Below are 15,393 nucleotides of genomic sequence, written 5' to 3'. Positions count from 1 at the left end.
CCAGGCAGGGTCGAGGCATCCGGTCGATCCGTGACGGGTTACTGGGCGTCGCGGTCCTGCACCAAGAGTGCGCGCTCGACGCCGGCGAGGTTCTCGGCGACGAGGCGCCGCAGGGCCGGAGCCGCGTCGGCGTTCGCTTCGAGCCATGAGCGCGTCGCGTCGCGCAGGGCGACATCGGCAAGCGGGGCCGGGTAGAGGCCCACGATCAGGTACTGCGCGATCTGGTACGTGCGCGAGTTCCAGATCGGCAGCAGCGACTCGAAGTAGCGCGCGACGAAGCCGTCGAGCAGACGGCGCCCGGCCGGGTGCACGAATCCGAGCGCGGCGGCGCGGACGATCGTGTTCGGCTGGTCGTCGCTGTCGACGAGTGACGACCAGGCCGCCGCCTTCGCCTCGGCCGACGGCAGCGCCGCCTTGGCCTGTGCGGCGAATTCGCCGCCCTTCGCGGTGTTGTCGGCCTCGAGGGCCTCGTCGATGTCGGCCGCCGTGACGACACCGCCCGCGGCGAGCGACACGAGCAGCTGCCACGAGAGGTCGGTGTCGATGGCGAGGCCGTCGAAGGCCACCTCGCCGTCGCGCACCTGACGGACCTTCTCCCACTGGCCGGGGGTCGCCGCGGCCGACGCGAACGCGGTGACGAACTGCAGCTGGCTGTCGCTTCCGGCCTGGGCGCCCTCGGCGAGCCCCCACAGCGCGTCGGCGACCTTGGCGCGCGTGACATCGCGCTTCTCGGGCGCGACGTACGAGTTCGCGGCGAGCTGCAGCTGTGCGAGGGTCGTGCGGACCGTGGTCGACTCCGTCTCGTCGCCGATGTTGCGCAGCACCAGGTCCACGTAGTCGGAAGCGGATGCCTCGGCATCGCGCGTCTGATCCCACGCGGCGCCCCACACCAGCGAGCGGGCGAGCGGGTCGCTGATCTTGCCGAGGTGGTCGATCGCGGTCTCGAGCGACCGGTCGTCGAGGCGGATCTTCGCGTACGCGAGGTCTTCGTCGTTCAGGAGCACGAGTGCCGGGCGCTTCAGTCCCTTGAGCTCGGGCACCTCGGTGAGGTCGCCGTCGACGTCGAGCTCTACGTGGTGCACGCGCACGAGCTCGTCGCCGTCGAGCTCGTAGAAGCCGACGCCGAGGCGGTGCGGACGGATCGTCGGGTAGTCGGCCGGTGCCGTCTGCACGATGGCGAATCGCGTGATGGTGCCATCGACGTCGGTGACGATCTCAGGCGACAGCGTGTTGACGCCCGCGGTCTCGAGCCACTTCTTCGACCACGTCGACAGCTCACGGCCGCTGGTGGCCTCGAGCTCGGCGAGCAGGTCACCCACCTCGGTGTTGGACCACTCGTGCTTCTTGAAGTACGCGGCGACGCCGGCGAAGAACGCCTCGATACCCACCCACGCGGCGAGCTGCTTGAGCACCGATCCGCCCTTGGCGTACGTGATGCCGTCGAAGTTGACCTGCACGTCCTCGAGGTCGTTGATCTGTGCGACGACCGGGTGCGTCGAAGGGAGCTGGTCCTGGCGGTACGCCCAGGTCTTCTCCATCGCGTTGAACGTGGTCCACGCCTCGGTCCATTCGGTGGCCTCGGCGGTGGCGATCGTCGACGCCCACTCGGCGAACGACTCGTTGAGCCACAGGTCGTTCCACCACTTCATGGTGACGAGGTCGCCGAACCACATGTGGGCGAGCTCGTGCAGGATCGTGACGACCCGGCGCTCCTTGACGGCGTCCGTCACCTTCGAGCGGAAGACGTAGGTCTCGGTGAAGGTGACCGCGCCCGCGTTCTCCATAGCTCCCGCGTTGAACTCGGGGACGAAGAGCTGGTCGTACTTGGCGAACGGGTAGGCGTAGTCGAACTTCTCCTCGAAGTACGAGAAGCCCTGGCGCGTCTTGTCGAAGATGTAGTCGGCGTCGAGGAACTGCCAGAGGCTCTTGCGGCCGTAGACGCCGAGCGGGATGACGCGACCCGACGCGCTGGTCAGCTCCGAGAAGGTCGCCTCGTAGGGACCCGCGATGAGCGCCGTGATGTACGACGAGATGCGCGGCGTGGCGTCGAACGTCCAGGTGGCGGTGCCGTCGCCGTGCTTCTTCGGCTCGGGGGTGGGGGAGTTCGAGACGACCTTCCATGGCTCGGGAGCCGTGACCGTGAACGCGAACGTCGCCTTGAGGTCCGGCTGCTCGAACACCGCGAACACGCGGCGCGAGTCGGGCACCTCGAACTGCGAGTACAGGTACACCTCGCCGTCGACCGGGTCGACGAAGCGATGCAGACCCTCGCCGGTGTTCGTGTACAGGCAGTCCGCGTCGATCACGAGCTCGTTGTCGGCGGCCAGGTCGTCGAGCGCGACGCGCGAGTCGGCGAACGCCGTCGCGGGGTCGATCGAGCGGCCGTTGAGGGTGATCTCGCGCACGTCGCGCGCGATCAGGTCGATGAACGTCGCGGCACCGGGCGTCGCGGTGAAGCGGACGACGGAGCGGGATCCGAAGACCTCGGCGCCCTTCGTCAGGTCGAGCGCGATCTCGTACGACTGCGTGTCGACGATCGCGCGGCGCTCCTGCGCCTCGATGCGGGTGAGGTTCTCTCCAGGCACTGCTGTGGCTCCCATGGGTGAGGATGACGGAGGTGGTCGATCGGCTCGTCGCGCGAGCGCTCGATCCGGAGGCCGTCACCAGCGCTGCTGGCACCGATGACAACCGTTCAACCCTATGTGCTGAGGCTGCCGGATTGTCGTCTGACATGGCTGCGGGCGTGCTCCAGCGCCGCCGGGAGGTCGGCGAACAGGTGGTTCTGGTGCCGGAGCGAGTCGAGCACGCCGACGGTCCGGAAGAGCTCCTCGTGCCCGGGCTGAACGCCCTTGATGAGCACGGTGACGCCTCGACGCTCCAGTGTCTGCACGATCTCGGTGAGCACGCGCGCACCTGTCGCGTCCACGAGTTCGAGCCGGGACATGCGCAGGATCACCACTGAGATGCCGGTGAGTCCGGTCACCGCGTCGAACACCCGGTCTGCCGCCGCGAAGAAGAGCGGGCCGTCCAGGCGCACGATCGCGATGTGCACGTCCTCCGGCGCGGGGGCCCCCGAGGGCTGCTCTCGGTGGACCGACGTCGCGCGGGAGAGGTTGCGCAGCGCGAAGAAGCCCGCGCAGGCGACCCCGATCACGACGGCGACGATCAGGTCGAACGACACCGTCACGACCGCGGTGAGGATGAACGCGAGGGCGTCCGACCGCGTGGAGCGCAGGATCGAGCGCACGGTCGCGGTGTGGACCATGCGCACCGCGGTGAGCATCAGCACGCCGGCGAGCGCCGCCAGCGGGATCGCGCTCACCGGACCCGCAGCGATCAGGACGAACCCGAGGAGCACGGCGGCGTGCACCATGGCCGCCAGCCGCGAGCGTCCGCCCGAGCGCACGTTCACCGCCGTCCTGGCGATCGCGCCGGTGGCAGGCATGCCGGCGAACAGCCCGGAGCCGATCGAGGCGATGCCTTGACCGACCAGCTCGCGATCGGGGTCGTAGCTGCCGGTGTCAGCGAGCGAGGCGGCGACGCGCGCCGACAGCAGAGACTCGATGGCGGCCAGCGCGGCCACCGTCACCGCGGGGAGCACGAGATGCCCGAGCTCGGCCGGATCGAGAGTCGGCAGCGCAGGTGCGGGCAGCGTCGAGGGGAGGGGACCGATCACCGCGAGGGGATCGGGCACCACTGCCGCCAGCACCGTGACCACGCCGATCCCGATCAGCGATCCGGGGATCGCGGGATGGATGCGCGGAGCGAAGAGCATGCAGGCGACCACCGCGGCCGCGGCGCCGAGTGCCCACGGCACATAAACCCAGTCGGCGTGCGCGATCGCCTGTGTCGCGGCCACGACCGCGTTCGAGCTGTGTTCGCCCGCGGGGCTGAGGGTCGGCGAGACGAGCAGCGGCACCTGCTGCAGGAAGATGATCACGGCGATGCCGAGGGTGAATCCCTCGATGACCGGCCACGGGATGAACGACACTGCGCGGCCGAGACGCAGCAGCCCCGCGACGAGCACGAGGACGCCCGCGAGCAGGCTGACCGTCGCGACCGCCCCCGGCCCCTGCGACGCGACAATGGGCACCAGGACGACGACCATCGCGCCGGTCGGCCCCGACACCTGCACCTGCGATCCGCCGAAGACGGCCGCGAGCACCCCCGCGACGATGGCGGTCACGAGCCCTGCTTCCGCGGTCAGCCCCGAGCTGACCCCGAATCCCAGGGCGAGCGGGAGGGCCACGATGCCGACCGTGACGCCGGCGACGAGGTCGCCGCGCCACGTCCGGCGCAGTCCGCGGTAGTCCTCGGAGGAGGGGAGCAGACTTCGCGCGTACGCGGCCGCACGCCCCGTTCGGCTCGCGCGGGACGCGGCATCCGTCCTGCTCATCGCGAAGGGAGGGCCGGGAGCGCGTGCGCGTCGGCGAGGAGGTCGCGATCAGACGACAGGACGTCCAGCAGCAGGGCGCGTGCCACCGCGAGCAGCTCAGCCACCTTGGGGTCGGCGAGCCGGTAGTACACATGGCTCGCGCGCCGCTCGGATGCCACCAGGCGGTGCCGGCGCAGCACCGCGAGGTGCTGGGAGAGATGGGATGCCTCGAGTCCGGTCTCGGCCTGGAGTTCGGCCACGCTGAGCTCTTCGGAGGCCGAGAGGAGCTCGAGCATGCGGATCCGGAACGGATGCGAAAGGCCCTTGAAGAGTCCGGCCTTGACTTCGTACAGCGGTCGCTGCGCTCGTGTTAGTGGCATGATCAAATCATCATATCGCCGGATCCGGCGGCGGCGCGGTGTCAGGATGGAGGGGTGACCTCTCCCGAGCAGCACGTCGTCCCGTTCGCCTCTCCCGCCGTCGCGTCCGGCGCCCCGTACGTCGAGGAGCCCGTCGCGTACGACGGCCTCCTCCTCGCGGGCTTCGGCGGTCCCGAGGGGCAGGACGACGTCATCCCGTTCCTCCGCAACGTCACGCGCGGCCGCGGCATCCCGGACGAGCGCCTCGAAGAGGTTGCCCACCACTACCGTCACTTCGGCGGCGTGAGCCCGATCAACGCACAGAACCGCGCACTGAAGGCCGCCCTCGAGGCTGAGCTCGCCCGACGAGGTGTCGAGCTGCCGGTGTACTGGGGGAACCGCAACTGGGCGCCCTACCTCGCCGAGGCGGTGACGGATGCCGCAGCCGCCGGTCACACGAACCTCCTTGCTCTCGCGACCAGCGCGTACTCGTCCTTCTCGAGCTGCCGCCAGTACCGCGAGGACTTCGCGCGCGTGCTCACCGAGACGGAACTTCAGGATCGCGTCACGATCGACAAGGTGCGCCAGTTCTTCGACCACCCCGGTTTCGTGCAGCCCTTCGTCGACGGCGTGCGCGACGCGGTGGCGGGCTTCCTCGCCGACGGGATCGCACCCGAGGCCGTGCGGGTGCTGTTCTCGACCCACAGCATTCCGACGGCGGATGCCGAGCGCTCCGGCCCGCGCGAGGGCGACGAGCTGCACCGCGATCTGGGTGAGGGCGGCGCCTACGCCGCGCAGCACCTCGCCGTCGCCGAGGTCGTCATGGCGACCGTCGCCGTGGAGGTCTCCGGTGCCGACCGCGTCGCGTGGGACCTCGTCTACCAGTCGCGTTCCGGCCCGCCCACGCAGCCGTGGCTCGAACCCGACATCAACGACGCCATCGCGGAGCTTCCCGGCGCCGGCGTCGAGGCCGTCGCGATCGTGCCGGTCGGCTTCATGAGCGACCACATGGAGGTCCTGTGGGACCTCGACACGGAGGCGATGGATGCCGCGGCCGAGGTGGGCATCCGCGCGGTGCGCACGCCGACGCCCGGGGTCGACCCGGTCTTCGTCTCGGGGCTCGTCGACCTGGTCGAGGAGCGGCTTAACGGCACGCCCGCGGGGGAGCGGCCGCACGCGACCGATCTCGGACCGTGGTTCGACGTCTGCCGGCCCGCCTGCTGCGAGAACGTGCGCGCCGGCTTCAAGCCTGCTGCCGCCGGCATCGCCCCGTGAACCCGCGACCGGTCTGAATCGACGCGCGCCGCGGGCGCAGCATCCGTCCTCCTCCGTCCGTCACCCCCTCTCTAGGATTGAGCCCATGCGCATCCACATCGCGACCGACCACGCCGGCCTCGAGTTCTCGACGCAGCTGCAGCACCACCTCGCGGCCGCCGGTCACGAGGTCGTCGACCACGGCCCGATCGAGTACGACCCGCTCGACGACTACCCTGCGTTCTGCATCCGTGCCGCACAGGCGGTCGTGCGCGACCAGGCCGCCGGCATCGACGCGCTCGGCGTCGTGTTCGGAGGCTCGGGCAACGGCGAGCAGATCGCCGCGAACAAGGTCGTGGGTGTCCGCGCCGCCCTCGCCTGGAGCATCGCCACGGCGGAGCTCGCCCGCGAGCACAACGACGCCAACGTCATCGCGATCGGCGCACGCCAGCACACGTTCGACGAGGCGGCGACCTTCATCGACCGCTTCATCGCCACGCCGTTCTCGGGCGAGGAGCGCCACGCCCGGCGCATCGCGCAGCTCGCCGCCTACGAGGAGAACGGCACCCTCGAGCCCGACCCGCGTGCCACCGCCGGGCATCCCGACGTCCTCGCCGCCGACGACAGCTCGTTCGACCCCGAAGCCGGCTGAGCCGTGCCCGAGGGACATTCCGTCCATCGCATCGCTCGCCAGTTCGACCGCAACTTCGTCGGCCGTGCTGTCGCCGCGTCGAGCCCGCAGGGCCGCTTCGTCGAAGGCGCGGAGATCCTGAGCGGGCGCATCGCGACCTCGGTGCGGGCCGTCGGCAAGCAGATGTTCCTCGAGTTCGACGACGACCTCTGGCTGCGGGTGCACCTGGGCATGTACGGCGCCTGGGATTTCGCGGGCGAGATCCTCGTGGATCCGACCATCGCGTCGGCCAACGGGCGAATGGGCCAGACGAACCAGCGCGGCACCGACCTCGACGATCCGATCCTCGACAGCGCGGGGGAGAACTCGCTGACCTCGATCGGCGCGCCGCGCCGCACGCGCGTGCACGTGCGCATGTCGGAGCAGACCACCGGGCTCGCCGCCGAGGGCGACGAATGGCCGCCGCCCGTCGTGGGCCAGGTGCGCCTGCGCCTGCTCACGGACGTGACGTGCGCCGACCTGCGCGGCCCGACCGCCTGCGAGCTCCAGACGCCCGACGAGGTCGCCGCGACCATCGCCAAGCTGGGCCCCGACCCGCTCGTCGACGACGTCGCCGAGGGCGAAGAGCGGTTCACCTCGGTCGTGCGCCGCAAGCCGACCTCCATCGGCCTGCTGCTCATGGACCAGAACGTCGTCAGCGGCATCGGCAACGTGTACCGCGCCGAACTGCTGTTCCGGGCACGTCAGAACCCGCACACTCCGGGACGAGACGTCCCCGAGGAGGTCGTGCGGGACCTCTGGCGGGACTGGGTGAGGCTCCTCGCGATCGGCGTCGAGACCGGCCAGATGATGACGATGGACGACCTCGACCCCGAGGCGTACCGGGCGGCGATGGCGAGCCGCGACGACCGCCACTGGGTCTACCATCGCGCGGGTCTGCCGTGCCGGGTATGCGGCACGTCGATCGTGGTCGAGGAAGCCGCGGGCCGCAAGCTCTACTGGTGTCCGTCCTGCCAGGCCTGAGCGCGGCCGGGGAGCTGGCGCGCGAATAGGCTGGGCGCATGCGCCAGAACCCGAGCTTCGCGATGTCGGATGTCGGCGAGATCCGCCGGCTCATCGAGCAGAATCCCTGGGTGACGATCGTCTCGTCGACGGAGTCCGGATTGGTCGCCTCGCACTACGCCGTGCTGCTCGACGCCGACAGCGAGGATCTCACGATCGTGGGCCACGTCGGCAAGCCCGACGACCTCATCCACGGCCTCGGGGAGCACGAGCTGCTCGTGGTCGTGCAGGGCCCGCACGGGTACATCTCGCCCGGCTGGTACGGCGACGTCCAGAGTGTCCCCACCTGGAACTTCGTGTCGGCGCACCTCACCGGCACCCCCGAGCTGCTGACGCCCGAGGAGAATCTCGAGGTGCTCGAGCGTCTCGTCGCGCGCTTCGAGAGCGGCTTGCCGCAACCCCGCCTGATGTGGGAGCCGCCGAACGACCCGGAGTTCGTGCGGCGGCTCGAGAAGGGCACCGTGGGCTTCCGGCTCACGCCGACGAAGGTCGTCGGCAAGCGCAAGCTGAGCCAGAACAAGCCCGACGAGACGGTCGAGACCGTGATCGTGGAGCTCGAGTCCGGCGCGAGCCCGTACGCCGACCCGCGGCTGCCGGCGGAGATGCGCCGCGACCTCGACACCCGCAAGGCCGCCCGGTGACGGCGGCCCGCGGCGAAGCCCTCGACGTCATCGCGAACGCGCGTCTGACCGGGGCCGACCGCACCGATCCGTTCGGCGCCGACGCGGTGGATGTGCACCTGGCCGAGGGGCTCGTCGTCGACATCGCGCCCGCAGGGGCGTTGCCGCGCGGCGGGCGCGTGCTGGATGCCGACGGCGCCTGGCTGATCCCGGGCCTCTGGGACCACCACGTGCACACGGTGCAGTGGGCGCTCTCCGCCCAGCGGGTGGCGCTCGGAGAGGCATCGTCTGCAGCGCACGCGGCGGCGCTCATGGGCGCCGCGGAGGCGCTCTCCGATGGGCGGCGTGTGGGCAGCGGCTTCCGCGACGCGTTCTGGGCCGACACGCTCGACCTCGCGCTGCTCGATGCGGCGACGGGCGAGGTCCCCACGTATCTCATCAACGCCGATGTGCACAGTGTGTGGCTCAACTCGGCTGCGCTCCGCCGCGAGGGGTTCGAGCCGGACGGGTCCGGTCTCCTCCGTGAGGAGCCCGCGTTCGAGATCTCGCGTCGGCTCAACGCCGTCGACGCGTCGGTGTCCGACCCGCTCGTCGCGCGGATGGCGCAGGATGCCGCCTCCCGCGGTGTCGTCGGGCTCGTCGATCTCGACATGTCGTGGAACGAGGACGCGTGGTCCCGGCGGCTGGCCGCCGGGTTCGACGCGCTGAGGGTCTCGTTCGGGATCTACCCCCAGTTCCTCGACCGGGCGATCGCCGACGGGCTCCAGACCGGAGACGCCGCCCGGGGCGCAGCATCCGATCTGGTCCGTGTCGGCCCTCTCAAGGTGATCACCGACGGTTCGCTCGGCACCCGCACCGCCGCGTGCTCCCACGCGTATCCGGATGACCCGCACAACCACGGCATGATCACGGTCGATCTCGCGACGCTCGTCGATCTCATGACGCGCGCCACGGCCGCGGGGATCGCGTCGGCGATACACGCGATCGGCGACGTCGCGAACTCGCACGCGCTCGATGCCTTCGCGGCGACGGGGGCATGGGGGACGATCGAGCATGCGCAGCTCGTCGCGCACGCCGACATCCCGCGGTTCGCGCGGCTGGGGGTCGGCGCGAGCGTCCAGCCCGAGCACGCGCTCGACGACCGCGACCTGACCGACACGGTGTGGGCGGGCCAGACGGCGCAGCCCTACCCGTTGCGCGCCCTCGCCGACACGGGCGCGAACCTGCTGTTCGGCTCCGATGCGCCGGTCTCGCCGCTCGATCCGTGGGCGGCGATGTCGGCCGCGGTGTTCCGCACGCACGGAGGCCGCGATCCGTGGCAGCCGGCGCAGCGCGTCGACGCTGCGACGGCGCTGGCTGCCTCGACGCGGGGCGGCTCCGCCGAGCCCGCGCGCATCGATCCAGGGGACATCGCCGACCTCGCCATCTGCGAGCACGACCCCCTGGCCGTCGACGAGCCGACGCTGCGCGGCATGCGGATCGCGGCGACGCTGCTGGGCGGACGCCTCACCCACGTGGCGTGAGCCGCCGCCGGTGCGGGGGTCTGCCCCCGTACCCCTTCGGGAGCACATCGGATGCCGCGGCACCGGCGCCGCCCTGAAGCTGGGAGCATGAGTTCCGAGGGAGACACCGATGACCGCCACCACTGAATCTGCTCCCCTCCAGCCAGTAGCGTCGCGCGCCGCCTCCGGCTTCTGGGGGTCCTACGGACAGTCGTGGGTGCGCACCCCAGGCAGCGCGCTGTACCTGCTCGCGGTCTTCGTGCTCGCGATGATCTCGGTGAGCCTGCTCGCCTCCCTGTTCTGGACAGGCGTCGGGCTGCTGATCCTCGTGATCGGGCTGCCGCTCATCGTGCTCACGCTGCTGATCGCGCGAGGCTTCGGCGTCGCGGACAGGTTCCTCCTGCTGCTGACCGGACAGCCCGAGATCGCCGAGCCCGAGTGGAACCGCGACAAGCCCGACACGACGGGCTTCTGGATGACGCTGACCCGCCCCATCCGCAACGCGCACTACTGGCTGTACCTCGTGCACGGCATGATCGTGAACCCGATCATCAGCACCATCTCGTTCACCCTCACGGTGGTGTGGCTGAGCGTCGGCCTCGGCGGTCTCACGTACTGGTTCTGGGGACTCTTCCTCCCTCGCAGCTGGGACGCCGACGGCTCCGGCGGGGAATGGGGGCACTACGTCGCCGACGTGATGCCGTGGCTCTTCGGCGGCTGGTCGAGCTGGGCCGTCGAGGTCACGCTCTACCTGATCGCCGGCATCCTCTTCGCGTTCACGATGCCGTGGGTGCTCGGCGGACTCGCGCGCGGCCACCACGCCGTCGCGAAGGGCATGCTCGGCCGGTGGGAGTCGGACGAGCTCGCCGCCGAGGTGCGCGCTGAAGCTGCCGCGCGCGGCGCCGCGGTGCACGCCGAGGACGTCGCCCTCCGCCGCCTCGAGCGCGACATCCACGACGGCCCGCAGCAGCGCCTGGTTCGGCTGCAGATGGACCTCGCCGCGCTGGAGCGCCGGGCCGAATCAGGAGACACGGATGCTGCCGCCGACCTCGCGCGCGAGGCACGAGGTCATGCGAAGGCGGCGCTGGACGAACTGCGCGCGCTGTCGAGCGGCGTCGCCCCGCCGCTCCTGCAGGACCGCGGACTCGCAGCCGCCCTGGACGCCGTCGCGACCGCGTCGCCGCTGTGGGTGCAGGTCGACGTCGACCCCGCGATCGACCGCGCCGTCAGCCAGGAGGTCGCCCGCACCGTCTACTTCGTCGTCGCCGAGCTGATGACGAACGTGGTCAAGCACTCCGGAGCCTCCGGGGTGACGCTGCGAGCCTCGTTGCGACGCAACGCGGCCGGGGCACCTACGCACCTCGACGTGTGGGTCGTGGACAACGGCCGCGGCGGCGCGGTCATCACGTCCGGCCACGGGCTCGAGGGCCTGCACGAGCGGGTCGCCGGCCTGCGCGGCGTGCTCGTCGTGACGAGCCCGGTGGGTGGACCGACCTCGGTCGGGGCGCACATCCCGCTGACGGTCCTGCCATGACCGATGCCTATCCTGGGGGGATGGTCGCCCCGCCCGACTCCGCGCCCCTGCGCGTCGTCCTGTTCGAGGACTCCGTCCTGCTGCGCGAGGGCCTCGTCCGGCTGTTCGACGAGGCCGGGTATATCGCCGCCGGCGCCTGGGGCGACGCCGAGGACGTCGTGGCCCGCGTCCGCGAGGCACGGGCCGATGTCGCGATCCTCGACGTCCGTCTGCCTCCCGCCTTCCGTGACGAGGGCATCCGCGCGGCGCTGGCCCTGCGCGCGGCCGTTCCGACCGTCGGCATCCTGGTGCTCAGCCAGTACGTCGAGGGCGTCTACGCGAAGGAGCTCCTCGCCGGCGGCGAGGGCGGCGTCGGCTACCTCCTGAAGGATCGCGTCACCTCCCTCGACGAATTCACGGATGCCGTCCGCCGCGTGCGCGAGCGCGGGACGGTGCTCGATCCGCTCGTGGTGCAGGGCCTCCTCTCGGCGAGGCCCGATCCGCTCGCGACGCTCACGCCGCGCGAGAAGGATGTGCTGACGCTCATGGCCGAGGGGCGCAGCAACGCGAGCATCGCGCAGCGGCTGTTCATCGGCGTCGGAGCGGTGGAGAAGAACATCAGCGCGATCTTCGCGAAGCTCGGTCTCGAGGAGTCGGGTACCGAGCACCGCCGGGTCCTTGCGGTGCTCGCCTTTCTGCAGCATCCGTGACATGACGAAAGCCCCCGGAGAACCGGGGGCTTTCGTCATGACGTTCCGGTCACTCGGCGAGGTGCGCGAAGAGGAACCAGCGGTCCTTCTCGAGCGACTCCTTGATGCCGATCGCGATGTCCTGGCTCGTGAGGTCGAACTCGTCGAGTCCGTCGATCGCGGCCTGGGTGTCGGCGATGACCGTGTCCATGTCGGAGATCACGGTGCGGATCAGGGCGTCCCACTGCGTGAAGCCGGCGGGCACGGCGCTCGACGTCTTCTGGGCGACGGTGCCGACGCGGGCGTCGATCGGCAGTCCGAGGGCCACGATGCGCTCGGCGGCCTGATCGGCGCCTGCCTGTGCGTGGAGGACCACGGAGTCGAGCAGCTCGTGGATCGCGATGAAGTTCGCGCCGCGCACGTTCCAGTGCGCCTGCTTTCCGTTCACGGCCAGGGCCTGCAGGCCGAGGACGAGCGGGGTGAGGAACTGCGCCGTCGCGGCGGCGACGTCGGGGTTCGCTGCGGTTGCGGGGGTGGTCTGGGTGTTCGTCATGTCTCTCGTCTCCATCGTTCGGCCTCCAGTGACTGCAACGCTACTCACGAGGAGTCATTCCGCAAGCAAGAGAAGGCTGGGCTAAACCGGGGAATCCGTGCCGTCGGTGCGGGCCAGCCATGCGACAGCGGCTAACGTCGATGCGTGCCTTCCGCCGATCACGACCTCGGACCGCAGCATCTGGGCGCTCCCGCCCAGACCGTGACCCGCGAGCCTCGCGACCGCTCGCCCGAACACGCCGAGCCCTCGCGGTTCATCCCGCACGTGCAGGGACTGCGTGCCATCGCCGTCCTGGCCGTGGTGCTCTACCACTTCTGGCCCGGTCGGCTCACCGGCGGCTACATCGGCGTCGACATCTTCTTCGTGATCTCGGGCTTCCTCATCACGGCGCACCTCATGCGCGAGCTCACCGCGACCGGCACAGTCAGGCTCGGCCAGTTCTGGGCGCGCCGCGCACGACGCCTCCTCCCGGCATCCCTGCTCGTTCTGCTCTTCTGCGCGGTCGTCGTGATGTCGCCGTATCTCATGCCGACGTCGGCCCTGCCGAACGAGGTTCGCGAGATCCTCGCGTCGACGTTCTACGTCGAGAACTGGTACCTGGCGCTCAACTCCGCCGACTACCTCAACCACTCCGGTTCGCCCACCACGGTGCAGCATTACTGGTCGCTGTCGCTGGAAGAGCAGTTCTACGTGATGTGGCCGCTCATCATGCTGCTGGCCGCATGGATCGGCGTGAGGTTCTTCCGCGGCGCGCGGCGGCGCGCGATCATCGGGGCGCTCGGCATCGTGACCGTGGTCTCGTTCGTGTTCTGCGTCGTGTTCACAATCACGAACCCGGCGCCCGCCTACTTCGTGACGTTCGGCCGCATGTGGCAGTTCGGCGTCGGCGCTCTCATCGCGCTGGTCCCCATGCTGCGGGTGAGAAACGCGATCGGCAGCTTCGTGCTCGGCTGGGGCGGCATCCTGCTGCTCCTGTACGTCGCGTTCACGTTCGACGGGCAGACGCCGTTCCCCGGCTACATGGCGGCGCTGCCGACGCTGGGAGCGGCAGCGGTCATCGCGGCGTCGAACACCGAGCGGTGGTGGTACCCGACCCGCATCCTCGCGATCCGCCCGGCGCAGTTCGTCGGCGACATCTCCTACTCGCTGTACCTCTGGCATTGGCCGCTGATCATCATCGCGCCGTCGGTCCCATTCTGGGGCCTGACGATCTACCACCGCGTCGCGCTCCTCGTGCTGTGCTTCGTGCTCGCCTGGCTCACGAAGCGGTTCGTCGAAGACCCGGCCCGCGGCTGGAAGGTGCTCACCTCGCGCCCTGCGCGTGTGACGCTGTGGTCGTCGCTCGCCGCGATGGTCGTGGTGGGGCTCGTGGCCGCTTCCGCGTGGTTCGTCAACGCGCCGCTCTACAACCAGGGGACGCGCGACATCGCCGAGTTGCAGCAGGACCCGCCGGAGTGCTTCGGCGCGGCTTCCGTCCTCGACGAATCGTGCGCCGGCGCCGACTTCGGCGGCACGATCCTGCCGGCACCGGGGTTCGCCGGCATCGACCGGCCCGAGAACCCCGACTGCTTCGTACAGCTCACCGACTCGCGCCCCGTCTCGTGCACCTTCGGCTCCGACGATCCCGACGCCCCGCGCGTCGCGCTCATCGGTGACAGTCACGCCTACCAGCTGCTGTCGACGTTCCAGCGGATGGCCGACGAGAACGGCTGGCAGCTCGTGACCTGGTTCAAGGGCGCCTGCCCCTGGAACACGACGCCGCTGTCGACGCCGGGGGCGTTCGGCGCCGCCTGCACCGAGTGGCGCGACCGCGCGCAGAACGCGATCGACGACGCCGACCTCGACGCCGTCTTCACCGCCGCGATCGCCACGACCCCGTACTCGTCGTCGGGGTACGACTCATCGTACGACGCCGCCGTCGCCGGCTACCGCGATGCGTGGAGCACGGTCACCGATCGCGGCATCCCGGTCGTCACCGTCGTCGACAACCCGGTGTGGGAGACCGACCCGAACAAGTGCCTGCGCACTCGCGACGCGTCGGAGTGCGACGGCGCCCGGTCGGACGTGCTGGTGGAGGACGATCCGCTGCGGGCCGCAGCATCCGGTGCCGACTCCGTCACGCTGCTCGACTTCACCGACGTGTTCTGCGGCGCCGAGACGTGTGCGCCCGTCGTGGGCGGGGCGAACATCTACCGCGACCAGGACCACCTGACGGTCACCTTCGCCGACACGCTCGCCCCCTGGTACACCGAGGCCATCGAGGCGGCGCTGGCCAATAGGGTCGGACCATGACAGTCGCATCCGGAGCATCGGTCCTCGTCGCAGCAGGCAGGACGCCCTCGCTCGACCCGACGTCGTTCATCGCCGCCGGTGCACGCGTCGTCGGGGGAGTGACCCTCGGCCCCGGCGCGAGCGTCTGGTACAACGCGGTGCTCCGTGCCGACGGCGACACGATCACAGTGGGAGCCAACAGCAACCTGCAGGACAACGTCTCGGTCCACGTCGATGCGGGAAGCCCCGTCGTCATCGGCGACAACGTGTCGGTCGGCCACAACGCCGTCGTGCACGGCTGCACGATCGGCGACGGCTCGCTCATCGGAATGGGCGCGGTCGTGCTCAACGGCGCGAAGATCGGATCCGGATGCCTCGTCGCCGGCGGTGCGGTCGTGCTCGAGGGTTCCGACATCCCGGACGGCTCACTGGTCGCAGGCGTGCCCGCGAAAGTGCGCCGCGAGCTCAGCGACGAAGAGCGCGCGGGGCTGCTGCGCAACGCCGAGCACTACCTGGCGCACATCGAGGAGCACCGCGACGCGGCGCCCCTCACCTGACGGCTCG

At 70.5% G+C, this 15,393-nt stretch carries 13 protein-coding genes; 9 read left to right on the top strand and 4 right to left on the bottom strand.

Going from position 1 to position 15,393, the window contains the following annotated elements:
- Positions 1-38: 38 nt before the first annotated feature.
- The 3 genes from pepN to ACEYYH_RS11275 all read right to left on the bottom strand — a co-directional run bounded on the left by pepN (position 39) and on the right by ACEYYH_RS11275 (position 4,755).
- Positions 39-2,585, bottom strand: coding sequence for an aminopeptidase N (gene pepN / locus ACEYYH_RS11285; protein WP_374978204.1), 2,547 nt, complete (start codon positions 2,583-2,585; stop codon positions 39-41).
- Between the two features lie 113 nt (positions 2,586-2,698).
- Positions 2,699-4,396: a SulP family inorganic anion transporter gene (locus ACEYYH_RS11280; RefSeq protein ID WP_374974508.1), complete on the bottom strand. Its 1,698-nt coding sequence runs from the start codon at positions 4,394-4,396 to the stop codon at positions 2,699-2,701.
- Entirely contained in the window at positions 4,393-4,755 is a 363-nt protein-coding gene (locus ACEYYH_RS11275; protein WP_374974507.1) for an ArsR/SmtB family transcription factor, read from the bottom strand. Before ACEYYH_RS11275 ends, ACEYYH_RS11280 begins: the two co-directional genes overlap by 4 nt.
- A 54-nt stretch (positions 4,756-4,809) precedes the next feature.
- Here ACEYYH_RS11275 and ACEYYH_RS11270 point away from each other — a divergent pair, with 54 nt between their 5' ends.
- The 7 genes from ACEYYH_RS11270 to ACEYYH_RS11240 all read left to right on the top strand — a co-directional run bounded on the left by ACEYYH_RS11270 (position 4,810) and on the right by ACEYYH_RS11240 (position 12,026).
- Complete coding sequence (locus tag ACEYYH_RS11270; RefSeq protein WP_374974506.1) at positions 4,810-6,009, top strand: ferrochelatase; 1,200 nt, start codon at positions 4,810-4,812, stop codon at positions 6,007-6,009.
- A gap of 85 nt (positions 6,010-6,094) precedes the next feature.
- Positions 6,095-6,640 carry a ribose-5-phosphate isomerase gene (locus ACEYYH_RS11265; RefSeq protein ID WP_374974505.1) on the top strand — a complete coding sequence of 182 codons (546 nt, stop codon included), beginning with the start codon at positions 6,095-6,097 and terminating at the stop codon, positions 6,638-6,640.
- 3 nt (positions 6,641-6,643) lie between these two features.
- A complete protein-coding gene (locus tag ACEYYH_RS11260; RefSeq protein ID WP_374974504.1) occupies positions 6,644-7,642 on the top strand; it encodes an Fpg/Nei family DNA glycosylase in 999 nt (332 codons plus the stop codon).
- 38 nt (positions 7,643-7,680) lie between these two features.
- Entirely contained in the window at positions 7,681-8,322 is a 642-nt protein-coding gene (locus tag ACEYYH_RS11255; RefSeq protein ID WP_159843881.1) for an FMN-binding negative transcriptional regulator, read from the top strand.
- A complete protein-coding gene (locus tag ACEYYH_RS11250; RefSeq protein ID WP_374974503.1) occupies positions 8,319-9,824 on the top strand; it encodes an amidohydrolase in 1,506 nt (501 codons plus the stop codon). Before ACEYYH_RS11255 ends, ACEYYH_RS11250 begins: the two co-directional genes overlap by 4 nt.
- A gap of 109 nt (positions 9,825-9,933) precedes the next feature.
- The gene (locus ACEYYH_RS11245; protein ID WP_374974502.1) at positions 9,934-11,337 is read left to right on the top strand and encodes a sensor histidine kinase; all 1,404 of its coding nucleotides are present in this window, start codon (positions 9,934-9,936) and stop codon (positions 11,335-11,337) included.
- A gap of 20 nt (positions 11,338-11,357) precedes the next feature.
- Positions 11,358-12,026 carry a response regulator transcription factor gene (locus ACEYYH_RS11240; protein WP_374974501.1) on the top strand — a complete coding sequence of 223 codons (669 nt, stop codon included), beginning with the start codon at positions 11,358-11,360 and terminating at the stop codon, positions 12,024-12,026.
- 49 nt (positions 12,027-12,075) lie between these two features.
- On the opposite strand, the gene ACEYYH_RS11235 is transcribed toward ACEYYH_RS11240, so the two are convergent.
- Positions 12,076-12,558, bottom strand: coding sequence for a Dps family protein (locus tag ACEYYH_RS11235; protein WP_374974500.1), 483 nt, complete (start codon positions 12,556-12,558; stop codon positions 12,076-12,078).
- Between the two features lie 144 nt (positions 12,559-12,702).
- On the opposite strand from ACEYYH_RS11235, the gene ACEYYH_RS11230 reads away from it, so the two are divergent.
- Both ACEYYH_RS11230 and ACEYYH_RS11225 read left to right on the top strand, forming a co-directional pair.
- Complete coding sequence (locus tag ACEYYH_RS11230) at positions 12,703-14,850, top strand: acyltransferase family protein (RefSeq protein WP_374974499.1); 2,148 nt, start codon at positions 12,703-12,705, stop codon at positions 14,848-14,850.
- A complete protein-coding gene (locus ACEYYH_RS11225; RefSeq protein ID WP_374974498.1) occupies positions 14,847-15,386 on the top strand; it encodes a gamma carbonic anhydrase family protein in 540 nt (179 codons plus the stop codon). The genes ACEYYH_RS11230 and ACEYYH_RS11225 overlap by 4 nt, the downstream gene beginning before the upstream one ends.
- The last annotated feature ends 7 nt before the right edge of the window (positions 15,387-15,393 follow it).

This window comes from Microbacterium trichothecenolyticum, assembly GCF_041938625.1.
Lineage (GTDB): Bacteria > Actinomycetota > Actinomycetes > Actinomycetales > Microbacteriaceae > Microbacterium > Microbacterium trichothecenolyticum_D.
Note: the sequence above shows the minus strand (reverse complement) of the source record. Positions and strands in the feature narration are given on the sequence as shown.